Below are 21,837 nucleotides of genomic sequence, written 5' to 3'. Positions count from 1 at the left end.
GGCGGGGCTGCGCTGGTGCACCTTGTCGCCCTTTTCTTCCCCGTCCGGCCTGGCGGTCCTCCATCACTGCCAGTCATCGCTGCCCCTGTTGGCACCGAGGCCACCCATATTTGCGGCTTCTTGTCATTCTCTCTACAAGGCCGCCCATTGACCAAGACGGCTCCACAGAGCCGCTGCATTAGGGGTAAACATGTCTTCCATTCGTCTGACCCAATACAGCCACGGCGCTGGCTGCGGCTGCAAAATTTCTCCCAAGGTACTCGACACCATCCTCAAGAGCCAGATCCCGGGCTTCAACGACCCGACCCTGATCGTTGGCAACAGCAGCAAGGATGATGCGGCCGTGGTCGATATCGGCAACGGTCAGGGCATTGTCTCCACCACCGACTTCTTCATGCCCATCGTCGATGACCCCTTCACCTTTGGCCGCATCGCCGCCACCAACGCCATCAGCGATATCTACGCCATGGGCGGCAAGCCCATCGTTGCCATTGCCATCCTCGGCTGGCCCATCAATACCCTGCCCGCCGAAGTGGCCCAGCAGGTGATCGACGGCGGCCGTCAGGTGTGCCATGAAGCGGGCATTTCGCTGGCCGGTGGTCACAGCATCGATGCCCCCGAGCCCATCTTCGGCCTCGCGGTAACCGGTATTGTGCCCCTTGACGCCATCAAGCAGAACGACACCGCCCAGGTGGGTGACACCCTCTATCTGACCAAGCCCCTTGGTATCGGTATCCTCACCACTGCCCAGAAGAAGGGTAAGCTGAAACCCGAACACGAGCAGCTGGCCCCCAACGCCATGTGCACCCTCAACAAGATCGGCCAGCGCTTTGCCGAACTGCCGGGAGTCCACGCCATGACCGACGTCACCGGCTTTGGTCTGGCTGGCCATCTGCTGGAGATGTGTGAAGGATCAAATGTCAGCGCCCGGCTCGACTTCAAGGCGCTGCCGCTGCTGGATGAGGTGGATTACTACCTCTCTGAGGGCTGCGTCCCGGGCGGTACCCTGCGCAACCACGACTCCTACGGCCACAAGCTCGATGCCATGGACGATCGCACCCGCAACATCATGTGCGATCCGCAAACCAGTGGCGGCCTGCTGGTCGCCGTGGGTAAAGAGAGCGAAGCCGAGCTGCTCGCCATCGCGCAAGAAGCTGGGCTAGCACTCTCGCCCATCGGCCAGATCAAGCCCCTTGAGGGCACCCGCTTTATCGAGATTGTCCAATGAGTGAATTACCACTGGCCAGCGACTACGCCCGGATCTTTTTAGACGATGTGCCCTTGATTGATGTCCGCGCCCCCATCGAGTTCAAGGAGGGGGCCTTCCCCTGTGCCAGCAGCCTGCCGCTGATGACAGATGACGAGCGCGCCCAAGTGGGCACCTGTTATAAAAAACAGGGTCAGGAGGCCGCCATCGCACTGGGTCACCAGCTGGTAGGGGGAACCGTGCGGGCCGAGCGGCTCGAAGGCTGGCTGACGCAGTTGCGCCAGCAGCCCGATGCCCTGCTCTACTGCTTTCGCGGCGGCCTGCGCTCGCAAACCGTTCAGCAGTGGATCCAGGAGGCGGGGATCACCCGTCCCCGCGTCGCCGGTGGTTACAAGGAGCTGCGCCGTTTCCTGATAGACACCCAGGACAAGGCCTCTGCCGAGTGTCACTGGACCGTGCTGACCGGCATGACCGGCTCCGGCAAGACCCATATGCTGGACCACGTGGCCCAGGCGCTCGATCTGGAAGGACATGCCCATCACAGGGGTTCCTCGTTTGGTCAGCTGCCCGGCGGTCAGCCCAGCAACATCAACTTTGAAAACAACCTCGCCATCGAACTGCTCAAGCGCCGCCATCAGGGCGAGCAGGCCTTCGTGGTCGAGGATGAGAGCCGGCTGATTGGCCGCTGCTGCCTGCCCATCTCTCTGCACGAGGCCATGAGTCAGGCCCCGCTGGTGGTGGTGGATGTGCCGCAAGAGGAGCGCGCCGAGCAGATCCGCGAAGATTATGTGCACGATCTCTGGCTGCGCTATCAAGCCATGTATGGCCAGGAAGCCGGTTGGCCGCTGTTTGCCGCCTACCTCACCGATGCGCTGGCCCGTCTCAAGCGCCGTCTCGGCGATCAGGCCCACCGCGAGCTGGATGCCCTGATGCAGACCGCCCTCACCGAGCAGGAAAAGAGCGGCGATACCGCGCTGCATCTGGCCTGGATCACCCTGCTGCTCACCCGCTACTACGACCCCATGTATCTCTATCAGCTTGGCAACAAGCAGGAGCGCATCGTGTTTCGCGGTGACAAGCAGGCCTGCCTCGACTATTTCGCCGAGCAACATGCCAACGCTCTGCGCGGCTGACCATCCCAAGAGAGGAACTCTATGTTGAAATTCGAGGTGATCCCGGTCACCCAGTTCGCCCAGAACTGCTCCCTCGTCTGGTGTGACGAGACCCATCAGGCGGCGCTGATCGACCCGGGTGGCGAAGCAGACAAGCTGCTGGCCGCCATCGCCAAGCGCGGGCTGACTCTGAGCCACATCCTGCTAACCCACGGTCATCTGGATCATGTGGGGGCCGCCGCCGAGCTGCGGGAAAAAACTGGCGTCGCCATTACCGGTCCCCACAAGGAAGACGCTTTCTGGCTCGACATGCTGCCCCAGCAGAGCCAGATGTTCGGCTTCGCCCATACCCCCGCCTTCACGCCGGATCGCTGGCTTGAGCAGGGTGACAAGGTGCAGGTTGGCCGGTGCGAGCTGGAGGTCTACTTCTGCCCCGGTCACACTCCGGGCCATATCGTGCTGCTCTCACAGGCCGAAAAACTCGCCTGGGTCGGCGACGTGCTGTTTGCCGGCAGCATTGGCCGTACCGACTTTCCCCGTGGGGATCACGGTACGCTAATCACGTCGATCACCGAGACCCTGCTGCCGCTGGGCGACGAAATTGTCTTTATCCCGGGCCACGGCCCCAGCTCCACCTTCGGCCGCGAGAAGGCGAGCAACCCCTACCTGACCCAGCCTATCTGGTGATCAAAAAAGGCAGCGGTTTTCCGCTGCCTTTTCTCTCTGCTCTCTTTTTCATTCTCGATTCCCGCTATACGGCCAATCAAGAACACCCTCGTTTTCCCAGTTCAGCATGCCCGCTTGTCTTTTCGTCCAATAAAAATCCCCACCCGGGGGTGAGGATTAAATTAATAGGTGTAGCAATCTGATGGCTTATTGTGCCAGCAGATGCCCTACCAGCTCATGACGCCACCCTTGCAGCAACATCGGCTTGTCGCTGCGGGCCCGTTCTTCATCGTTCATCCGCCAGCTCCAGGTGAAGTACTGATGAATGATCTTCTTGCTGGCAATCAGCTCGGGCGGAATGTTGCTGGCCTTGGCCTTCTCTTCCACCATGGCCTTGATCCGCTTGAGCTCGGCCTTGTACTGGGGGTAGTCCACCAGCCGGCGAATGGCCTCGGGCCAGCTGTCGGGATCACTCTGCTGAGCCTTGGCAACGATATCGAGCATTCGCTTGCCATGGATCTTGATCTCGATGGGTGAGAGTCCCAGCTCGTTGAGATCCCGCAGGGAGGCTGGCCGACGCTCCGCCACCTTGAACAGGTGCAGCTCCTTGACCACGAAGTTGAGGGCCAGATCGCGGCGTACCGCCTCTTGCTGGCGCCAGGCGGCCAGCTCGCGCAGGATGGCCAGCTCGCGGCGACCCAATTGCCAGGCGTTGACGATTTCAAGGTAAGCCTGACGGGGATCGCTGCCCTGGGTCTTGCGGGCGGAGTGGTTCTGGCACTCCTGTTCGAACCAGGCAAACTTGCCGCTTTCTCGCAGTTTGGCCATCACCTTCTCGTAGAGCGGCATCAGGTAGAACACATCCGCCGCCGCGTATTCGAGCTGACGCGGCGTAAGCGGGCGGGCCAGCCAGTCGGTGCGCGCCTGATCTTTTTCCAACTCAACCCCGAGGAATTCGTTAACCAGCGCACCAAAGCCGACCGAGACGCCGTAACCGAGAAACGCAGTGGCCAGCTGGGTGTCGTGCATCTGGTTGGGCAGATGGCCCGCCTGGTGCTGGATCAGCTCCAAATCTTCGCCGGAGGCGTGCAGGATGGCAATCTGCCCCTCCCGGCCCAGTCGTTGCCAGAGTGGCGTCAGATCGAGGGTAAGCGGGTCGAGCAGTGCCAGTTGCTGGCCATCGTAGATCTGGAATAGGCCAAGCTGGGGATAGTAGGTGCGGGTGCGAACGAATTCAGTATCGATAGCCAGGGGAACGTCGGCCAGAGAAGCGAGATAGTGCTCAAAGTCGGCTTGCTGAGTGATAAGTTGATAATGCATCTGTGCCTGCGCGGTTATTCAGGGCCAAAAAGAAAAAACCGTGGGATGACCCACGGTTTTGCATAACGGCGGTGCTGGTGTGCAGAGGATTCTGCAGCCGCAGTCCGGTTATTGCTTGGCAATCTCCTCGTCGCGCAGTACGCGGCGCAGGATCTTGCCCACATTGGTCTTGGGAAGTTCGTCGCGAAATTCTACCAGTTTCGGCACCTTATAGGCAGTCAGATGTGTACGGCAGTGGGCAATAATCTCGTCCTCCTGCAATTTTGCATCTTTCTTGACCACAAAGATCTTCACCAGCTCGCCGGACACCTTATGTGGTACGCCGACGGCGGCCACTTCCAGCACTTTCGGGTGCAGGGCGACCACGTCTTCGATTTCGTTCGGATAGACGTTGAAACCGGAGACCAGGATCATGTCTTTCTTGCGATCGACGATCTTGAAGAAGCCCTGTTCATCGCACACCGCGATATCACCGGTACAGAGCCAACCATCCTGCATCACTTCGGCGGTCGCCTCGGGGCGCTGCCAGTAGCCGCTCATCACCTGCGGGCCACGGACCTGCATCTCGCCGGGGGTGCCGTGGGCGTGGATCACCTGACCGTTGTCATCCACCAGACGGATATCGGTGGAGCAGACCGGCAGACCGATGGAGCCGTTGTAATCGGTCAGATCGTAGGGGCAGACGCTCACCAGCGGCGAGCATTCGGTCAGGCCATAACCTTCCAGCAAGGGGGTTCCGGTCAGCCCTTTCCACTTCTCCGCCACCGCACGCTGCACCGCCATGCCGCCGCCGATGGTCAGTTTGAGCTTGTCAAAGGCGATGCCCTGGAACTCCTCATTGTTGACCAGCGCATTGAACAGGGTGTTGACCCCGGTGATACAGGTAAAGGGATACTTCTTGATCTCTTTGACAAAACCCGGGATATCGCGCGGGTTGCTGATCAGCAGGTTGTAACCGCCGATCCGCATAAACAGCATGCAGTTTACCGTCAGGGCAAAGACGTGATAGAGCGGCAACGCCGTGACCACGAACTCCTTGCCACGCTCCAGCATGGGGCCATAGACACCGAGGCACTGCTCGACGTTGGCAATCATGTTGCGATGGGTCAGCATGGCCCCTTTGGAGAGGCCGGTCGTGCCGCCGGTGTACTGCAGGAAGGCGAGATCGTCGTTGCTGATCTCCGGCTTGATGTACTGCTGGTAACGCCCTTTCACCAACGCCTGACGCATGGTGGTGGCGTGGGGCAGATTGTATTTCGGCACCAGCTTCTTGACGTATTTCACCACGAAGTTGACCAGGGTGCCCTTGGCCAGCCCCAAGTTGTCCCCCATTCGGGTCAGAATGACGTGCTTGACCGGGGTGTCGTAGACCACCTTTTCCAGGGTATGGGCAAAGTTGGAGACGATAACGATGGCCTTGGCACCGGAGTCCTTGAGCTGATGCTCCAGCTCGCGCGGGGTATAAAGCGGGTTGACATTGACCACTATCATGCCAGCGCGCAGGATGCCGAACACGGCGATGGGATATTGCAGCAGGTTCGGCATCATCACCGCGACCCGATCCCCCTTCTCCAGCTTCAACTCGTTTTGCAAATAGGCAGCAAAGGCACGGGACTGCTCTTCCAGTCGGCGGTAGGTGATGGTCTGCCCCATGTTGACGAAGGCAGGCTGGTCGGCAAACTGGGTCACCGAGGATTCGAACATCTCGACCAGGGAGCCGTACTGGTCTGGATTAATCTCGGCAGGAACCCCTTCCGGATAACGCTTCAGCCAGACTTTTTCCACGAACTTCTCCTGCATAACTAGCACCTGTGCGCTCACTGTGTTGCCTCCGTCCCAGTTCACATCTATTTCAATCGACTGTTTTAAGCTGATGCTCTAATGACGCAATACTTACACAGTGCAACATCAATTAACAGCAAATTAACAACAGAAAAGTGTGAGGGAGAAAACAAACCTGGAATTATTGAAAGCTGGTGATTCTACCGAAATTGGCAAAATTTTACGATACAAACGGCCGTATCGGCCGGATTTTCCATATGAAAATGGTGGTTTCCGCCCAATATGACCCGTTCGATCTGCTGAAAGGCATCATGACGGACTTGCCATTGCGCTGCCAGTGCAGCAAAGCCCTGTTCCCCCCGGATAAACAACACCGGACAACGAATTGCCGCCATCAGTGCCCTGGCCTGTCCCTCGCTCATTCTAAGGGGCGAGAGATCCCGCAATCTGGGATCGCTGCGCCAGTGCCAACGCCCTGCCCGCTCCTCAAGCTGCCGTTCACAGATAAGGCGTGCCGCTGCCGGCGTGATGTCCGCCACCTTACAACGGGCGGTCACCGCCTCATCAAGCGAGGCAAAGCCGCTAGCGATGCGCTCACGGGTACGGCTGCGATTTAAAATCGCCCGCCGCAACTGGGCAGGCACCTCCTCATCGGGTTGGCTGAGCGGCCCCAGCCCCTCCAGCATGATCAGCCGCTCCACCTGTTCGGGAAACACCCCGGCATAGGCCGAGGCGATCAGCGCCCCGAGGGAGTGGCCGAGCAGAGTGAAACGCGACCACCCTGCCGCCTGGACGATCTGGTAGAGATCGTCCAGCCAGTCGACAAAGACATAAGAGGTGGTCTTGTGATCGGAGTGGCCGTGTCCCGGCAGATCGACACAGATGAGGTGAAAATCCCCCAGATGCGGCGCCAGCGGCAAGAAGCTGGCACTGTTGTCGAGCCAACCGTGCAGAGCAATCAGCAGGGGTTTGCCCTGCTGATCATGCTCAGCGGATTGGTTCTCCAGCAGGGCCACCTGCCTACCATCCACCAAGGTGAGCTGACGTCCGTGCAGAGTGCTCTTGATGCTGTCGATCATGGCCAGCCTTAGCGACGCAGCGGCCATCTCGGCCAGAAGGGATCATAGAAGGGGTCGTAGAAGTAAGGGTCCATATAGCGCACCTCCACCTCTTTGACTGGCGGCCACAGCTTGCTGCCCGTCACATTGAGCACCGAGAAGCGGTACTTGTGCTCGCCAATCTGGCTATCTACCGGTTTGCCAATGGTGCCAAGCACCGTCAGGCTGCGCCCCTTGGCATAGAGGGTCGGATCGACAAAGCCCTTCATGATGGCCAGAAAGCGACCCGGGCTCTGCTCGGTCTGCTCCGGCACGCCGTTGGATTTGAGCGGCAGATAGACCACTTCAATAACGCTCTGATCTGCCTTGTTGTGCACCGCAGAAATGACGCCGCTCCAGCGAGCCGGTTTGCCCTCCATCCCGCCCAGGGCAGGTGGATAGGCCACCAGCTGATTTTCGGGTTCATAGGCCAGCTCCTTGGGGACCGAGCTGCAGGCTGCCAGTAGCAACACAGCCGCACCCATCACCATTGCACGCCTGAACATGTCACTCTCCTTTCCAGATCGTCAGTGCCCGCCCCTGCCGTGCTGACAGCACCAGCCGACAGAGGATGTTCATCGGTTGGTAGCAAGGGCGGCACCACGGCCGTTGTCTACCCGTCCCTTACTCACGACCCGGCAGTTTTTTCCAGGTCACCTTGTCACGCAAATAGACCGGCGTCGCCTGCTCAACCGGCACCGCCTCCCCCGCCAGCCAGGCGGCACGGGCCAGCGGCAGCATGTCCTCTGCTGCCGGGAAGCGCACCTGGCTCACCGCCAGCTCATCGGCCAGACCACTCAGGGTCTCGCCATAGGTCTCAAACCCGGTGCCGACGCAGGTCACCCGACCCGCCAGCTTGCCACTGACGTCAACCAGTGCCGCGGGATCGCTCACCACCTCATTGCCCACCAGCTGCATGCGGCCATCGATCAGCTCATAGCGGCCGAAATAGACCTCGTTCATCCGCGCATCGATGGCGGTCAGCACCTGCTCGGCGCCGTCGAGACGATAGGCCCCTTGCGCCATGGCGGCCAGCGTCGAGATACCAATCAGCGGCACACCGGCGCCAAACGCCAGCCCCTGCGCCACGCTAATGCCGATCCGCACGCCGGTAAAGGAGCCTGGGCCACGGCCAAACGCGATGGCATCCAGATCGCTCAAACTTATTCCCGCCTCGTCTAACAGAGACTGCACCATCGGGAGGATCTTGCGGGTGTGATCCCGTGGCGCCTCCTCCCAACGGGAGAACTGCCTGTCACCCACCAGCAAGGCGGCTGAGCAGGCTTCGGTGGCGGTATCTACGGCCAGGATCTTCAACTCGTTCATGCGTTCCAATCTCTATAAAATCAGTCAATTACATAACCGGCAAGCGAGATATGCTCACCCGTTGTTCAAATCTGTTATCTGGCGGCACACTTATTCACCGCGTTCAGTGCGATCGAAAAAGCTCCCCAGCGTTCCCAACTCCCTGGTACGCGGGATGGCGGGCAGACTCTTGATAAAGGTGGCGCCATAGGGCTTGTTGACCATTCGTGGATCACAGATGACCAGCACCCCGTGATCACTGCGATCACGAATAAGCCGCCCCACCCCCTGTTTGAGGGCAATCACCGCCTTGGGCAGTTGCAGCTCGGCGAAGGGATCGCCCCCCTTGAGCTTGCAATCATCCACCCGCGCCTTGAGCAGCGGATCATCGGGGCTGGCAAACGGCAGCTTGTCGATGATAACACACGACAACGCCGCCCCTCGTACGTCGATCCCCTCCCAGAAACTGCTGGTCGCCACCAGCACGGCACGGCCATTCTCGACAAACTCCTTGAGCAACCGCTGCTTGTTGTCCTCCCCCTGCAGCAAGACGGTGCGGCCAATCTCCCGGCGCAGCACCTCGGCCACCTGACGCATCACCTGATGGCTGGTGCAGAGGAAGAAACAGCCCCCCGGCGTCTTGTTGATGAGGGGGATCATCAGATTGGCCAGCTGCTCGCCACGGCCAAAGGCGTTGGGCTCCGGCAGATAACGGGGCACACAGAGCCGCGCCTGCTCGCCATAGTCGAACGGACTGTCGAGGATCAGCTCGGCGCTGCCCGCTAGCCCCAGCTCGGCTTTGAAGTGATCAAACCGCATATCCACCGTCAGGGTGGCGGAGGTGAAGACCCAGGCCACTTCCGGTCTTTGCACCTCGGCACTGAATCGCTCGGCCACCGAAAGCGGCGTCAGATTGAGGGTGAAATGAAGCCGTGAGCAGTCGTACCAGTAGGAGAAACCGGTCTGGTTAACCGCCAGCACCTCGCCAAGACGGGTGCGCAGTTCACTGATGCGCTCGAAGGCGTGATCCAGCTGCTCACCCCGGCCGAGAGCCAGTTTGAGCACTTCGTAGCAAAGCCCGATGGCATCGTTGAGACGAGCCAAAGCCTGCCCCCAAAGCGGCTGGCGCAGCATGTCGCGGGTATTGCCGCGACCGCCATCCACCCCGAAGGCCAGACGCAGATCCTGACTGGCGATAGCGAGCCGGTCCGCCGCCTTGCCGAGCTGGGCCATGTCGTGCGCCTCTGCCCGATAGGCCAGCTGGATATCCTGCGCCAGATCCTGAATCGTTCGGCTACCCACCGACTTGCCGAAGTAGTTGGTGGCGATCTCCGGCAGCTGGTGCGCCTCATCAAAAACGTAGACTTGCGCCTCCGGCACCAACTCGCCAAACCCGGTGTCTTTCACCGCCATATCGGCGAAAAAGAGGTGATGATTGATCACCACCACCCGGGCATCCATGGCGCGGCGACGGGCCACCACCAGATGGCAGTCGTCGTAATAGGGGCAGTCACGGCCGAGGCAATTTTCATTGGTGCTGGTGACGTGAGCGAGGATCTCGGCGTTCTCCTGCAATCCCGGAATATCCCCCACATCGCCGTTATCGGTGGCGGTGGACCAGGATTTGATCTTCACCAGATCGCTCAGGATGTCAGGCTTTTGCAGATGGGATTCGCTCAAGAGCCGGTTCATCCGCTCGATGCAGAGATAGTTGCTGCGCCCCTTGAGCAGAGCCACCGGCGGGGTGTAGGAGAGCGCACCGGTAATGGTCGGGAGATCCCGATAGAAGAGCTGTTCCTGCAGGTTCTTCGAGCCGGTGCTGATCACCACCCGCTTGCCGGATTCCAGCGCAGGCACCAGATAGGCATAAGTCTTGCCAGTACCGGTCCCCGCCTCCACCAGCAGACGACCACCACTTTTGATGGCGCGCGCGACCGCTTCGGCCATCTCCAGTTGGGGGGCGCGGGCTTTGAAACCGTCGATATGGCTGGCCAGAGGGCCATCTGGCTTGAACAGGGTCTGGATGTTCAAAAGGGCGTCCCGCAGCAAAAGCGGCCATTATGCCAAAAGCGCGGCAAAAGCGGGACAGATAATCTGCTTAGACGAACAGATCGATCTGATGCTCGGGATCCGGTTTGTGATCATCCTCTTCCGACTTGGACTGATCACGCTTGGCGGGCGTGCTATACGCCTGCTGGCGCTGCTGGGAGTCACTGTTGTCAGTGCTGGTCTTGCGCAGCTGGTGCTTTTTGCTGATCTGGTTCACTTCCCGCTTGATCTCTTCGCTGCCGGGCGCGGCGGGAGCCCGGGGCAAAATGGGGAACAACAGGTCCTGGCTGGGCATGATGGCGACTCCTGCAGGGGTTATTGTCTAGTTATCGACCAGAAAACCGTTTCCGCCACTTTAATCGATCAAATCACAATTTTGGGTTGCATTTTCTGTCAAGGCAGGTAGTTTAAATCAGGCGTCAATTACGACATCTTATTTTTGTAAAGGATTGATTACATGAAGTTCACCACTCTGAAGACTCATCATCACCACCATCATCCCGACTAGTCTTTCAGGAGGTTGACTGCTGGAAGACACTTAACTGGTGACTTCCAAAAGGACCGCAAGATTCATAAACCCTCGGAAGCACACACTTCCGAGGGTTTTTTCGTTTTTGACTAGAAGGAAATCGAGCAAATGGAAACACAACGTCTGCGTATCGCCATGCAAAAGTCCGGTCGTCTGAGCCAGGACTCCCAGGCACTGTTCAAGAGCTGTGGCCTCAAGATCAATCTGCGCGAGCAGCGCCTTATCGCCCATGTCGAGAACATGCCCATCGATATCCTGCGGGTGCGTGATGACGATATCCCGGGTCTGGTGATGGAAGGGGTGGTTGACCTTGGCATCATCGGTGAGAACGTGCTGGAAGAGGTGCAGCTTATTCGCGCTTCCCAAGGGTTGTCTGCAGAGGTCAAGACCCTCAAGCAGCTCGATTTTGGCGGCTGCCGCCTCTCGCTGGCCGTGCCGGAAGATGTGACCTACACAGGGCCACAAAGTCTGGCGGGCAAGCGCATCGCCACCTCCTACCCCGGGCTGCTCAAGCGTTTCTTTGACGAAAAGGGTCTTGGCTTCAAGAGCGTGATGCTGGGCGGCTCGGTAGAAGTGGCACCACGCGCAGGCTTGGCCGATGCCATCTGTGATCTGGTCTCCACCGGCGCGACCCTGGAAGCCAACGGCCTCAAAGAGGTGGAGGTGATCTACCGCTCCAAGGCAGTGCTGGTACAGGCCCCCAACCCCTTGTCAGATGTCAAGCAGAAGCTGATCGACAAACTGCTGCCACGCATTCAGGGGATGCAGCAGGCCCGCGAGAGCAAGTACATCATGCTGCACGCCCCCAAAGACAAGCTCGATGCCATCACCGATCTGCTGCCGGGAGCCGAGCGCCCCACCATCATGCAGCTGGCCGGTGACACCAATCAGGTGGCGTTGCACGTCGTCTCCAGCGAGACCCTGTTCTGGGAGACCATGGAGCAGATCAAGGCCCTCGGCGCCAGCTCCATTCTGGTGCTGCCCATCGAAAAGATGATGGAATAAGGAAGAGATCTCATGCAGACCCTGATCTGGAAGACCCTCTCTCCCGCCCAGCAGGCCGACGTGCTGACCCGGCCCGCCCTCAATGACGAGGCCGATATTGGCGCCGTAGTGCGGGATATCATCGCCGCGGTGCGTAGCCGTGGCGATGAGGCCCTGCGCGAGCTGAGCCAGCGCTTCGAGCGCGCCCCCCGTGAACAGTTGCGCGTTAGTGAGGCCGAAATTGAAGCTGCCTGCGCGCGACTGGATGACGACATCAAAAACGCCATCGAAGCGGCGATTGCCAATATTCGCACCTTCCACGCCGCCCAGGTGCAGCCGGTGGTGCGGGTCGAGACCCAACCTGGGGTGGTGTGCGAACTGCGCACCCAGCCCATCAGCCGGGTCGGCCTCTATGTGCCGGGGGGCAGCGCGCCGCTCCCCTCCACCGTGATGATGCTGGCTATTCCTGCAGCCATCGCCGGTTGCCGTGAAGTGGTGCTCTGCACCCCGTCCCCGGCCAGCGACGAGATCCTGTTTGCCGCCCGCGCCTGCGGCGTCGAGAAGGTCTTCGCCATCGGTGGCGCCCAGGCCATCGCAGCCATGGCTTACGGCACCGAAAGCATTCCCAAGGTGGACAAGATCTTCGGCCCGGGCAACGCCTATGTGACCGAAGCCAAGGGGCAGGTTTCGCGCGACTGGCGCGGCGCGGCCATCGACATGCCCGCGGGCCCCTCCGAGGTGCTGGTGATTGCCGACGAGAGTGCCAACCCGGCCTTCGTGGCGGCAGATCTGCTCTCCCAGGCCGAGCACGGCCCCGACAGTCAGGTGGTGCTGGTGACCACCTCGCCCCTGTTGGCCGATGCCATCGCAGGAGAAATCAAGAGCCAGCTGGCCAAGCTGAGCCGCCGCGAGATCGCCGCGCAGGCGCTCGGTAGCAGTCTGGTGATCCTCTGTGACGATCTGGCCGAAGCGTGCGCCATCTCCAACGCCTACGCGCCGGAGCACCTGATTGTGCAGACCCAAGCGCCCCGCGATCTGCTGGATAGCCTCGAGAACGCCGGTTCCATCTTCCTCGGGGCATGGACCCCCGAGTCGGTCGGCGATTACGCCAGCGGCACCAACCACACTCTGCCTACCTATGGCTATGCCCGCACCTACTCCAGCCTTGGCCTTGCCGATTATCAGCGCCGCTACACGGTGCAGGAGCTGAGCGCGGAAGGTATTCAGGGCCTTGGTCCCATCGTCGAGCGCATCGCAGAGGCCGAAGGGCTCGATGGCCACAAGAACGCCGTCACCCTCAGACTGAACGCACTTTCAATCGATTTGCCGCAAAAAACAGAGCAGAAGGATTTGTCATGAGCATTGCCAATCTGGCGCGCCGCGTGGTGCGGGCCCTCACCCCTTATCAATCCGCTCGCCGCATCGGCGGCAAGGGCCACGTCTGGCTCAACGCCAACGAGGCACCACAGGCCTATCCCTTCACCATCGAGGGGAGCCGTCTCAACCGCTATCCCGAATGCCAACCGGCCGAGGTGGTGACTGGTTATGCCGCCTATGCCGGGGTCAATCCCGAACAGGTACTGGTCAGTCGCGGTGCCGACGAGGCCATCGAGCTGCTTATTCGCACCTTCTGCGAAGCGGGTGAAGATCAGATCCTCATCTGCCCCCCCACCTACGGCATGTACGCCATCAGCGCCGAGACCTGCGGCGTCGGCATCGTCGAGCAGCCGCTGACCGCCAACCGTCAGCCTGACTGGCCCGCCATCGCAGACCGTCTGTCTGATGTGAAACTGGTGTTTCTCTGCTCTCCCAACAACCCCACCGGGGATCTGGTGGGGCGCGACGGTCTCATCGCTCTGCTGGAGAAGGCGCGGGATCGCGCCATCGTGGTGGTGGACGAGGCCTATATCGAGTTCTGCCCGGAAGCGTCCGTGGTGGACCTGTTGGCCCGCTTCCCCAATCTGGTGGTGACCCGCACCCTCTCCAAGGCCTTTGCATTGGCGGGGATCCGCTGCGGCTTTACCTTAGGCCATCCCGAGGTGATCGCCATGCTGGCCAAGGTGATCGCCCCCTATCCCATTCCCGAGCCCATCGCCCAGATCGCGGCGCAGGCCCTCTCCCCCATGGGGCTGGAGCTGATGCAGGAGCGGGTGCAGGAGCTCAACAAGCAAAAAGCCGCCTTCAAGGCAGAGCTCGGCAGACTTTCCTGCGTCAACGCCGTGTTCGAGGATAAGGGCAACTTCGTGCTGGTGCGCTTTGTGGATGGCGCCGCCGTCTTTGCTGCCATGAAGGCCGCAGGCATCATACTGCGGGATTTCTCAACCAAGCCGGGTCTGGATAACAGCATTCGCGTCACCATCGGCTATCAGGGCGAGATGGACGCCGTGCTGGCCGTACTGCGTGACCTGCCCTCTCCCTCTCTCTAGAACAAGGATGTAGCGATGAAGACCCCGTTTTTGTTTATCGACCGCGACGGCACCCTGATTGAAGAGCCGGTGAGCGACAAGCAGGTGGATAGCCTCGCCAAGCTGCGCTTCGAGCCCATGGTGATCCCAGTGCTGCGCGAGTTGCAGGCCGCCGGTTACGTGCTGGTGATGGTGACCAATCAGGATGGGCTGGGCACCGCCAGCCTGCCGCTGGAGAACTTCCAGCCACCCCACGACCTGATGATGCACCTGTTTGAATCGCAAGGGGTGAAGTGGGAGCAGGTGCTGATCTGCCCCCACTTCCCCACCGACGGCTGCAGCTGCCGCAAGCCCCACCTTGGGCTGGTGAGGGAGTACCTCGCCTCGGGCCGCATCGACTTTGCCAACTCCTTCGTGATTGGCGATCGCCAGACCGATCTGCAGCTTGCCGAGAACATGGGCATCAGCGGTATTCGCTACCACCCGCTAGATCACGGCTGGCTCGCTATCCGTGATCAGCTGCTCACTGTTCTCAGTCCAAATAAGAGCCGCGTAGCCGAGGTAGAGCGCAATACCAAGGAGACCCGCATTCAGGTGGCGGTAGATTTGGACCCTTCTGCCACCGACAAGAGCGGCGGCAACCAGATCGCCACCGGCATCGGCTTCTTTGATCACATGCTGGATCAAATTGCCACCCACGCCGGTTTCCAGCTCAAGCTGAACGTCAGCGGCGATCTGCATATCGACGATCACCACACGGTAGAGGACGTGGGGCTGGCCCTCGGTCAGGCACTGCGTCAGGCCCTTGGCAACAAGCGCGGCATCGGCCGTTTCGGTTTCGTGCTGGCGATGGACGAAGTGCAGGCAGTGATCGATGCCCGCCCGCTAACGGAGCAAGAGGTGAGCACAGCGCTGGATCTGAGCGGTCGCCCCTACTTCGTATTCGACTGCCCGAGCGGCTTTGGCCGTGACAACGTGGGCGAGATGGCTACCGAGATGGTGCCCCACTTCTTCCGCTCGCTGTCAGACGCCATGGCCATCACCTTGCAGATGAAGGTGGGCAGCGGCAACACCCACCATCAGGTAGAGGCGCTGTTCAAAGGCTTTGGCCGCGCCCTGCGTCAGGCCATTCGGGTGGAAGGGAGCGAGCTCCCCTCCAGCAAGGGAGTGCTGTGATGGATGTGAGCAAGCAGAAGCTGGTCATCATCGACACCGGCTGTGCGAATCTGGCCTCGGTCAGGATGGCGTTCGAGCGCCTCGGCGTACAGCCACTGGTCTCCAGCCAGGCCGCCGATATCGAGCAGGCGGACAAGCTGATCCTGCCCGGCGTCGGCACCGCGGTGGCCGCCATGAACAACCTCAACGAGCGCGGGCTGGTGCCGCTCATTCGCGCCGCCAAGCAGCCGCTGCTGGGCTTTTGCCTCGGCATGCAGATGCTGGCGGAGGCCTCCGAAGAGAGCATGGGCACAGAGGGTTCACCAGAGCCGCTTATCGACTGCCTTGGCATAGTACCGGGCAAGATCCGGCTGATGGAGGTAGGCAACCTGCGCCTGCCCCATATGGGCTGGAACCAGATTGAGCATGACGAAAGCCATCCTCTGCTCAAGGGGATCCCGAGCGGCAGCTACTTCTACTTCGTGCACTCCTATGCGCTGGAGGTGACAGAAGCAACGCTGGCGACCTGCAACTATGGCAAGCCTTTCACCGCCATCGTGGGCGGGGTTGCTGACCACAGTAACTTCTTTGGCGCCCAATTCCACCCGGAGCGCTCAGGCGCAGCCGGTGCCCGTTTGCTGCAAAATTTTCTGGAGCTGTGACTAGCATGATCATTCCCGCAATTGACCTTATCAACGGTCAGGTAGTTCGCCTCTATCAGGGCGACTACGAGCAGAAGACTGAATACAGCAGCAGCCCGCAGGCGCGCTTCGACGAATATGTCTCCCAGGGGGCGGTGCAGCTCCATCTGGTAGATCTGGATGGTGCCAAGGATGCCAAGGCGCGCCAGCTGCCCCTGCTGACTCAACTGCTGTCGGCCACCGAAGCGCCGGTGCAGGTCGGCGGCGGCGTGCGCACCGAACAGGATGTGGCAGATCTGCTAGCCGCCGGTGCCAGCCGGGTGGTGATTGGCTCCACCGCCGTCAAATCCCCGGATCTGGTGGCCAGCTGGATGGAGAAATATGGCCCCGAGCAGATCGTGCTGGCGCTGGACGTCAATATCGATGCACAAGGCAATCGCCATATCGCGGTGGCAGGCTGGCAGGAGAACAGCGGCGTGACCATCGAGGCGCTGATCGAACGCTTCCTCCCCGCCGGGCTCAAGCATGTGCTCTGCACCGACATCAGCCGTGACGGCACCCTGGCTGGCACCAACGTCGAGCTCTATCGGGATCTCTGCGCCCGCTACCCGAGCGTGGCCTTTCAGGCCTCCGGCGGCATTGGCGGCATCGAAGACATTGAGGCGCTCAAGGGCTCCGGGGTCAAGGGGATCATCCTTGGCCGCGCCCTGCTGGAGGGCAAGTTCTCGGTGGGGGACGCCATCGCCTGCTGGCAAGCTCCCGCTGCCGATACCACAGGAGGCAACTGATGCTGGCAAGACGCATTATCCCCTGCCTCGACGTGAAAGATGGCGTGGTGGTCAAAGGGGTGCAGTTTCGCAATCACGAGGTGATGGGCGGCATTGTCGAGCTGGCGCGCCGCTACGCCGAAGAGGGCGCTGACGAGCTGGTGTTCTATGACATCACCGCCTCCAGCGATGCGCGGGTGGTGGACAAGAGCTGGGTGAGCCGGGTAGCGGAGGTGATCGATATCCCCTTCTGCGTCGCCGGTGGCATCAAGAGTGTGGAGGATGCCCGCCAGATCCTCGAGTTTGGCGCCGACAAGATCTCCATCAACTCCCCGGCGCTGGCCGACCCGACCCTGATCAGCCGACTGGCCGAGCGCTTCGGCGTGCAGTGCGTGGTGGTGGGCATTGACTCCTACTTCGACGCTGGGACGGGCCACTATCAGGTCAAACAGTTTACCGGTGACGAGAGTCGCACCCGCACCACCGCCTGGCACACTCTCGACTGGGTGCAGGAGGTACAAAAGCGCGGCGCGGGCGAAATCGTGCTGAACGTGATGAATCAGGACGGCATGCGTCAGGGTTATGATCTCGACCAGCTCAAGCAAGTGCGCAGCGTCTGCAAGGTGCCGCTGATCGCCTCCGGCGGCGCCGGTGCCATGGCACACTTTCGCGATGCCTTCACCCTCGCCGATGTGGACGGGGCGCTGGCCGCCTCTGTGTTCCACAAGGGCCTTATCCCCATTCCCGAATTGAAACGCTGGCTGAAAACCGAAGGAGTCGCCATCCGTGAATAACTTCTCTGAAAATGCACAAACAACCGCCAGCGCGCGCCCCCTTGCCGAGCAGCTCGACTGGGAAAAATGTAAATGCGCCATGATCCCCCGCCCTGAGTGCCGGTCTGATAATAGAGGAGCCGATACCCGTGCATAATTCCAACTTATTAATTGAACAGCTCGACTGGGAAAAATGCGATGGCATGATCCCCGCCATCGTCCAGCACGCCGCCAGCGGCGAGGTGCTGATGCAGGGCTTTATGACCCGTGAAGCGCTGGAGAAGACCCAGACCACAGGTCAGGTCACCTTCTTTAGCCGCAGCAAACAGCGGCTCTGGACCAAGGGCGAAAGCTCGGGCAATGTGCTCAAACTCGTGGCCATCAGCACCGACTGCGATCACGATTCCCTGCTGATTGCTGCCAATCCCATCGGCCCCACCTGCCACAAAGGGACGACCTCCTGCTTCCATGGCCACCCGCTGCCACCCCTCGGTTTTCTGGCAGAGCTGGAGCAGGTGCTGGCCGCCCGCAAAGGTGCCGATCCGGCCACCAGCTACACCGCCAGCCTCTATGGCAAAGGCACCAAGCGCATCGCCCAGAAGGTCGGTGAGGAAGGTGTCGAAGTGGCGCTGGCCGCCATGGCCAAGGATCGGGAGGAGCTCATCAACGAATCCGCCGATCTGCTCTACCACCTCACCGTGCTGCTGCAAAACGAAGGGCTGGGATTACAGGATGTGGTGCAGCGGCTTTATGAGCGGCACAATAAATAAGCTGATAATAAAGCCGGGTTATCCCCAGGGCGGGATCGCACTTTGTTAATGAAATTTGAACAGACTGATCATCTGTGATCTAATCACGCCTCCATGCAGGAGGCGTGCTCTATGACCTTAATTGAACACCTTACCCTCGTTGAAGAAACCCGCTCTGATATCCATCGTAAACATGATCTTGTAGATGTCATGTTTCTTGTCATCAGCGCCATCATTAGTGGCGCCGAGGGCGGCGTTTTTCAAGATGGTTGTCGCGTAAACCTGTTTTAAGCCACCTGTTTTTGCTCTGGTTCGGACCGCTCCGGATTCAGCATCACTGCACCGATCGGTGTCCAGTCTCGCGTCTTGCCACTCCACCTCGCAGGGTATTGCGCTTGTGCGGCCTGATACACTGCATGTCGTTTCTCTAGCAGGGCCTTATCTTCGCCTCGATGTCGTTCGCTCGGCGTGACGAAGCGGATACGGCTATGTCGGTGTTCGTCGTTATACCAGGCCATAATTTAAAACAGTTGATGCACATTGGCCTCGTGTTCAGCCAACCCATCACAGCGACTCTGGGCGGGAGCCAGGGCGGGAGCATGAACGAACAAAAACAAAGCGAATCACTCGATAAATGAGCCATTCCGCCTTGGCTGGACTGATTCGATCATTTAATGAACACCATTTGGTTGTTTTGTATCCTCGAATGGCTTAAAAAACACTCATAATTTAGCCATGGTGACCCAAGGATGGTTAACCCCATGAAGGATGAACCCTTACCCACCCGATTGCAGCATGAGCTGGATCAACTCAGATCCATCTTCAACGAGACGGACGCCTACCTGTTTACCAAGGATCTGGCGGGCCGCTACACCTATGCCAACCAGGCGGTGCTGGATCTCTTTGGCTGTACTCTCGCCGAGTTGCAGGGGCAGGACGATGGCACCTTCTTTGATCTCGCCCATTCGGAGGATCTGAAGCGAAATGATCGCCAAGTATTGGATCAGCAGATAGCGATCACCCGGGAAGAGGTCAACTACCTCAGAACCACAGGTGAAAAACGGATCTACTGGAGCGTAAAGAAGCCGATGTACGACCGGGATGGCACGCTGGTCGGCCTGTGCGGCATCTCCACCGATATCACCGAACACAAGCTGATCGAGGCGCGACTGGCGGAGCAGCATCAGCTGCTGGAGATCATCCTCGCCAACGTCGATGCCCATATCTATATGAAAGACAGCCAGCACCGCTTTCTCTACGTCAATCAAAAGGTCGCCGATCTGCTTGGCCTTCCTGCCGAGCTGATCATCAACCGGCGCGATGATGAGGTGATCCCGCTGGCCAGCGCGAGCGTGCTGTGGCGGCTTGACAACCGGGTATTCGAAACCGGCGAGCTGCAAGCCGGGGAAGAGACGCTGACAGATCCCGAGGGCAATCTGCACAACTACTGGTCGGTCAAGGTGCCCTTTATGCTGGCCAATGGCACCCCGACCCTGATTGGCATCTCTTCCGATATCACCGAACTGCACCAGCTCAAGGAGCAGTTGCACCAGCAGTCGGTGCGCGATGGCCTGACCGGTCTCTACAACCGCCGTTTTTTCTTCGAGGCATGCGAGAAGAACCTGAGTATGAACATGCGCCACCAGCTCACCTCGGTGCTGATGGTGCTGGATGTGGATCAGTTCAAATGCATCAACGATCGCTATGGTCATCCGCAAGGGGACAAGGCGCTGATCCATCTGGGCAAGGTGATGCAGTCGGTGCTGCGCAGCGAAGATGTGCTGGCCCGCATCGGCGGCGACGAGTTTGCCATTTTACAGCCCAATACCACCCTCTCGGCGGCAGCTTCGCTGGCCGAGCGGCTGCGCCTGCAGGTGATGCAGAGCCCGCTGCCCCTGCCCAATGGGGATAAGCTGGTCATCACCATCAGCGCCGGACTGGTGGAAAATGGCGAAGGGGAGCGGATGGAGAGCCTCTACGCCCGCGCCGACCAGATGCTCTATCGGGCCAAGCGGAGCGGCCGCAACTGCGTCATTGGCAAAGAGGAGTGATACAAGGCCTTCGCAGCGGCTCCCCTCTGCCCTCTGTGCAACCTCCCCCGGCTTGATCTGCTATCCCAGTTGCTTGCGCAGCACAAATTTTTGCACCTTGGCGGTGGAGGTCTTGGGCAAGGGGGTGAAGATGATGCGCTTGGGGGCCTTGAAGTGGGCCATCTGCTCCCGGCAAAAGGCGTTCAGCTCCGCCTAGCTGATCTCTCGCCCCTCTTTCAGTTTCACGAAGGCGCAGGGTACCTCCCCCCACTTCTCATCGGGCATGGCGATCACCGCCGCTTCGTCCACATCGGGATGACGATAGATCACGTCCTCCACCTCCAGACTGGAGATGTTTTCGCCGCAGGATTTTTCAGATAGCCCTTCATCACCACGTTACCGCTCAGCACTATCTCCCCCATGGACTTGCCATCCTTGGCCACCGGCTCACCGCTGACCGGATGAACCACCCGCATCTCCCCCTGTAGGGGGGACGCGACGCCCTGACGGGCCTTGAGGCGGGAGAGCGCGGTGGCATCCTGTCCCAGGCAGCTCTGCTGTGGTTCGCACAATACGCAGGGGCCATATTTCGGTCAGGCCATAGACATGGGTCACGGCAATCCCTATCGCCTCCATCCCGGAATCACGGTAGCGGGCGGCGCAGCGCCAGCGGTCATCACCTTAATGGGGTGATCCAGTCCCTGCTTGAGCGCCGGATAGTCGGGATAGACCCACTCAGCTCGCCCCAAAAAGCTGATGGGGGTCAGAGCCTCGAAGTTGGCGGCGGTTTTGGCAATGTCACGCCCATAGATGCTCTGCACTGTCATCGGGTTCCTTCCTCACAGGTGGCACAAAACGGGCAGTTACGGGATCAACGAGCAACATGAGCATCCTGCTCATCGCAGGTCTCTTATGGGGATGACAGCCTAACTGTGAGCCTGTCGGCAGGTATTAGCAAAACGTCTTAGAGGGGCAGCGGAAGGAGTGTGCAGGGAAGCGCCAGCAAGAGAGCAGTCCCCGCCAATGGCGGAGGCCGTCCCTCAATCAGCCTTAGTGGCGTACCCGCCCCTGCTGGCGGAAACAGTAGAGTTTGAGGCTGATGTCGGCGATATCGGCGGGGAGCTCCTCCCCCTGCGCGGCAAGTGGCTGGTAAAGGGAAGCGAGCAGGCGCTCTGCCTGCTGCGCGGTGATGACGTTGGCCTGGATGGCCGGGGTGATCCAGCTGGGTAACATTGACATATCTCCCCCTCGTTGATCCGGTGACCT

Annotated in this window: 20 protein-coding genes, 3 pseudogenes and 1 other annotated feature; of the genes and pseudogenes, 13 read left to right on the top strand and 10 right to left on the bottom strand. The window is 60.1% G+C overall.

Features of this window, described 5'->3' with window-relative positions:
- Positions 1-190 precede the first annotated feature (190 nt).
- The 3 genes from selD to BN1125_RS06310 are packed head-to-tail and all read left to right on the top strand — an operon-like array spanning position 191 to position 3,006.
- Positions 191-1,228, top strand: coding sequence for a selenide, water dikinase SelD (selD, locus tag BN1125_RS06320; protein WP_042011292.1), 1,038 nt, complete (start codon positions 191-193; stop codon positions 1,226-1,228).
- Positions 1,225-2,340, top strand: coding sequence for a tRNA 2-selenouridine(34) synthase MnmH (mnmH, locus tag BN1125_RS06315; RefSeq protein WP_042011291.1), 1,116 nt, complete (start codon positions 1,225-1,227; stop codon positions 2,338-2,340). Before selD ends, mnmH begins: the two co-directional genes overlap by 4 nt.
- 21 nt (positions 2,341-2,361) lie before the next feature.
- A complete protein-coding gene (locus BN1125_RS06310) occupies positions 2,362-3,006 on the top strand; it encodes an MBL fold metallo-hydrolase (RefSeq protein ID WP_042011290.1) in 645 nt (214 codons plus the stop codon).
- Between the two features lie 186 nt (positions 3,007-3,192).
- Here the strand turns inward: BN1125_RS06310 and rnd are convergent, their stop codons facing one another.
- The 7 genes from rnd to BN1125_RS06275 form a co-directional block, all read right to left on the bottom strand.
- Positions 3,193-4,305, bottom strand: a complete 1,113-nt coding sequence (gene rnd / locus BN1125_RS06305) for a ribonuclease D (RefSeq protein WP_042011289.1) — start codon at positions 4,303-4,305, stop codon at positions 3,193-3,195.
- Between the two features lie 108 nt (positions 4,306-4,413).
- Positions 4,414-6,090 (bottom strand): long-chain-fatty-acid--CoA ligase FadD, encoded by a 1,677-nt coding sequence (fadD, locus tag BN1125_RS06300; protein WP_156993161.1) that lies wholly within the window; start codon positions 6,088-6,090, stop codon positions 4,414-4,416.
- 197 nt (positions 6,091-6,287) lie between these two features.
- Complete coding sequence (locus BN1125_RS06295; RefSeq protein WP_042011287.1) at positions 6,288-7,166, bottom strand: alpha/beta fold hydrolase; 879 nt, start codon at positions 7,164-7,166, stop codon at positions 6,288-6,290.
- An 8-nt stretch (positions 7,167-7,174) separates the two neighbouring features.
- Positions 7,175-7,690, bottom strand: coding sequence for a Slp family lipoprotein (locus BN1125_RS06290; RefSeq protein WP_042011286.1), 516 nt, complete (start codon positions 7,688-7,690; stop codon positions 7,175-7,177).
- A 118-nt stretch (positions 7,691-7,808) separates the two neighbouring features.
- Positions 7,809-8,510, bottom strand: coding sequence for a tRNA (adenosine(37)-N6)-threonylcarbamoyltransferase complex dimerization subunit type 1 TsaB (gene tsaB, locus BN1125_RS06285; RefSeq protein WP_042011285.1), 702 nt, complete (start codon positions 8,508-8,510; stop codon positions 7,809-7,811).
- Positions 8,511-8,600: 90 nt separating this feature from the next.
- Positions 8,601-10,520, bottom strand: a complete 1,920-nt coding sequence (gene yoaA / locus BN1125_RS06280; protein ID WP_042011284.1) for a DNA repair helicase YoaA — start codon at positions 10,518-10,520, stop codon at positions 8,601-8,603.
- A gap of 67 nt (positions 10,521-10,587) precedes the next feature.
- Positions 10,588-10,833, bottom strand: a complete 246-nt coding sequence (locus BN1125_RS06275; protein WP_042011283.1) for a hypothetical protein — start codon at positions 10,831-10,833, stop codon at positions 10,588-10,590.
- Positions 10,834-11,021: 188 nt separating this feature from the next.
- Positions 11,022-11,150, top strand: a sequence feature (His leader region).
- Positions 11,151-11,175: 25 nt separating this feature from the next.
- Between BN1125_RS06275 and hisG the strand changes: the two genes are divergently transcribed.
- The 9 genes and pseudogenes from hisG to BN1125_RS18995 all read left to right on the top strand — a co-directional run.
- The gene (hisG, locus tag BN1125_RS06270; RefSeq protein ID WP_042011282.1) at positions 11,176-12,072 is read left to right on the top strand and encodes an ATP phosphoribosyltransferase; all 897 of its coding nucleotides are present in this window, start codon (positions 11,176-11,178) and stop codon (positions 12,070-12,072) included.
- A gap of 12 nt (positions 12,073-12,084) precedes the next feature.
- Positions 12,085-13,410 (top strand): histidinol dehydrogenase, encoded by a 1,326-nt coding sequence (hisD, locus tag BN1125_RS06265; RefSeq protein ID WP_042011281.1) that lies wholly within the window; start codon positions 12,085-12,087, stop codon positions 13,408-13,410.
- On the top strand, positions 13,407-14,477 hold the full coding sequence (gene hisC, locus BN1125_RS06260) for a histidinol-phosphate transaminase (protein ID WP_042011280.1): 1,071 nt from the start codon (positions 13,407-13,409) through the stop codon (positions 14,475-14,477). Before hisD ends, hisC begins: the two co-directional genes overlap by 4 nt.
- Before the next feature lie 15 nt (positions 14,478-14,492).
- Positions 14,493-15,632 (top strand): bifunctional histidinol-phosphatase/imidazoleglycerol-phosphate dehydratase HisB, encoded by a 1,140-nt coding sequence (hisB, locus tag BN1125_RS06255; RefSeq protein WP_042011279.1) that lies wholly within the window; start codon positions 14,493-14,495, stop codon positions 15,630-15,632.
- A complete protein-coding gene (gene hisH, locus BN1125_RS06250) occupies positions 15,632-16,273 on the top strand; it encodes an imidazole glycerol phosphate synthase subunit HisH (protein WP_042011278.1) in 642 nt (213 codons plus the stop codon). The genes hisB and hisH overlap by 1 nt, the downstream gene beginning before the upstream one ends.
- Before the next feature lie 5 nt (positions 16,274-16,278).
- The gene (gene hisA, locus BN1125_RS06245) at positions 16,279-17,040 is read left to right on the top strand and encodes a 1-(5-phosphoribosyl)-5-[(5-phosphoribosylamino)methylideneamino]imidazole-4-carboxamide isomerase (protein WP_042011277.1); all 762 of its coding nucleotides are present in this window, start codon (positions 16,279-16,281) and stop codon (positions 17,038-17,040) included.
- Complete coding sequence (gene hisF, locus BN1125_RS06240) at positions 17,040-17,813, top strand: imidazole glycerol phosphate synthase subunit HisF (RefSeq protein WP_042011276.1); 774 nt, start codon at positions 17,040-17,042, stop codon at positions 17,811-17,813. Before hisA ends, hisF begins: the two co-directional genes overlap by 1 nt.
- Positions 17,814-17,995: 182 nt before the next feature.
- Positions 17,996-18,562: a bifunctional phosphoribosyl-AMP cyclohydrolase/phosphoribosyl-ATP diphosphatase HisIE gene (gene hisIE / locus BN1125_RS06235; protein WP_244268473.1), complete on the top strand. Its 567-nt coding sequence runs from the start codon at positions 17,996-17,998 to the stop codon at positions 18,560-18,562.
- 111 nt (positions 18,563-18,673) lie between these two features.
- A pseudogene (locus BN1125_RS18995) lies at positions 18,674-18,793 on the top strand (ISAs1 family transposase); the annotation flags it as partial.
- A 35-nt stretch (positions 18,794-18,828) separates the two neighbouring features.
- Here the strand turns inward: BN1125_RS18995 and BN1125_RS18465 are convergent.
- Positions 18,829-19,059 (bottom strand): annotated as a pseudogene (locus BN1125_RS18465) (IS3 family transposase); the annotation flags it as partial.
- 243 nt (positions 19,060-19,302) lie between these two features.
- On the opposite strand from BN1125_RS18465, the gene BN1125_RS06225 reads away from it, so the two are divergent.
- A complete protein-coding gene (locus BN1125_RS06225) occupies positions 19,303-20,592 on the top strand; it encodes a sensor domain-containing diguanylate cyclase (protein WP_042011273.1) in 1,290 nt (429 codons plus the stop codon).
- A 60-nt stretch (positions 20,593-20,652) separates the two neighbouring features.
- Here the strand turns inward: BN1125_RS06225 and BN1125_RS06220 are convergent.
- Together BN1125_RS06220 and BN1125_RS06215 are read right to left on the bottom strand one after the other, a co-directional pair.
- Positions 20,653-21,287, bottom strand: a pseudogene (locus BN1125_RS06220) (AMP-binding enzyme); the annotation flags it as partial.
- 334 nt (positions 21,288-21,621) lie between these two features.
- Positions 21,622-21,810 (bottom strand): hypothetical protein, encoded by a 189-nt coding sequence (locus BN1125_RS06215; RefSeq protein WP_042011272.1) that lies wholly within the window; start codon positions 21,808-21,810, stop codon positions 21,622-21,624.
- Positions 21,811-21,837: the final 27 nt, after the last annotated feature.

The sequence above is a fragment of the Aeromonas fluvialis genome (genome assembly GCF_000819885.1).
Taxonomy (GTDB): Bacteria; Pseudomonadota; Gammaproteobacteria; order Enterobacterales; family Aeromonadaceae; genus Aeromonas; species Aeromonas fluvialis.
Note: the sequence above shows the minus strand (reverse complement) of the source record. Positions and strands in the feature narration are given on the sequence as shown.

Excerpts from the sequence above, each read along its gene's own strand:
- hisD (WP_042011281.1), top strand. The coding sequence starts at position 12,085 with ATGCAGACCCTGATCTGGAAGACCCTCTCTCCCGCCCAGCAGGCCGAC.
- BN1125_RS06225 (WP_042011273.1), top strand. The coding sequence starts at position 19,303 with ATGAAGGATGAACCCTTACCCACCCGATTGCAGCATGAGCTGGATCAA.
- hisIE (WP_244268473.1), top strand. The coding sequence starts at position 17,996 with ATGATCCCCGCCATCGTCCAGCACGCCGCCAGCGGCGAGGTGCTGATG.
- selD (WP_042011292.1), top strand. The coding sequence starts at position 191 with ATGTCTTCCATTCGTCTGACCCAATACAGCCACGGCGCTGGCTGCGGC.
- BN1125_RS06290 (WP_042011286.1), bottom strand. The coding sequence starts at position 7,690 with ATGTTCAGGCGTGCAATGGTGATGGGTGCGGCTGTGTTGCTACTGGCA.
- rnd (WP_042011289.1), bottom strand. The coding sequence starts at position 4,305 with ATGCATTATCAACTTATCACTCAGCAAGCCGACTTTGAGCACTATCTC.
- BN1125_RS06310 (WP_042011290.1), top strand. The coding sequence starts at position 2,362 with ATGTTGAAATTCGAGGTGATCCCGGTCACCCAGTTCGCCCAGAACTGC.
- hisA (WP_042011277.1), top strand. The coding sequence starts at position 16,279 with ATGATCATTCCCGCAATTGACCTTATCAACGGTCAGGTAGTTCGCCTC.
- BN1125_RS06215 (WP_042011272.1), bottom strand. The coding sequence starts at position 21,810 with ATGTCAATGTTACCCAGCTGGATCACCCCGGCCATCCAGGCCAACGTC.
- BN1125_RS06275 (WP_042011283.1), bottom strand. The coding sequence starts at position 10,833 with ATGCCCAGCCAGGACCTGTTGTTCCCCATTTTGCCCCGGGCTCCCGCC.
- BN1125_RS06295 (WP_042011287.1), bottom strand. The coding sequence starts at position 7,166 with ATGATCGACAGCATCAAGAGCACTCTGCACGGACGTCAGCTCACCTTG.
- mnmH (WP_042011291.1), top strand. The coding sequence starts at position 1,225 with ATGAGTGAATTACCACTGGCCAGCGACTACGCCCGGATCTTTTTAGAC.
- hisB (WP_042011279.1), top strand. The coding sequence starts at position 14,493 with ATGAAGACCCCGTTTTTGTTTATCGACCGCGACGGCACCCTGATTGAA.
- tsaB (WP_042011285.1), bottom strand. The coding sequence starts at position 8,510 with ATGAACGAGTTGAAGATCCTGGCCGTAGATACCGCCACCGAAGCCTGC.
- hisG (WP_042011282.1), top strand. The coding sequence starts at position 11,176 with ATGGAAACACAACGTCTGCGTATCGCCATGCAAAAGTCCGGTCGTCTG.
- hisC (WP_042011280.1), top strand. The coding sequence starts at position 13,407 with ATGAGCATTGCCAATCTGGCGCGCCGCGTGGTGCGGGCCCTCACCCCT.
- hisF (WP_042011276.1), top strand. The coding sequence starts at position 17,040 with ATGCTGGCAAGACGCATTATCCCCTGCCTCGACGTGAAAGATGGCGTG.
- hisH (WP_042011278.1), top strand. The coding sequence starts at position 15,632 with ATGGATGTGAGCAAGCAGAAGCTGGTCATCATCGACACCGGCTGTGCG.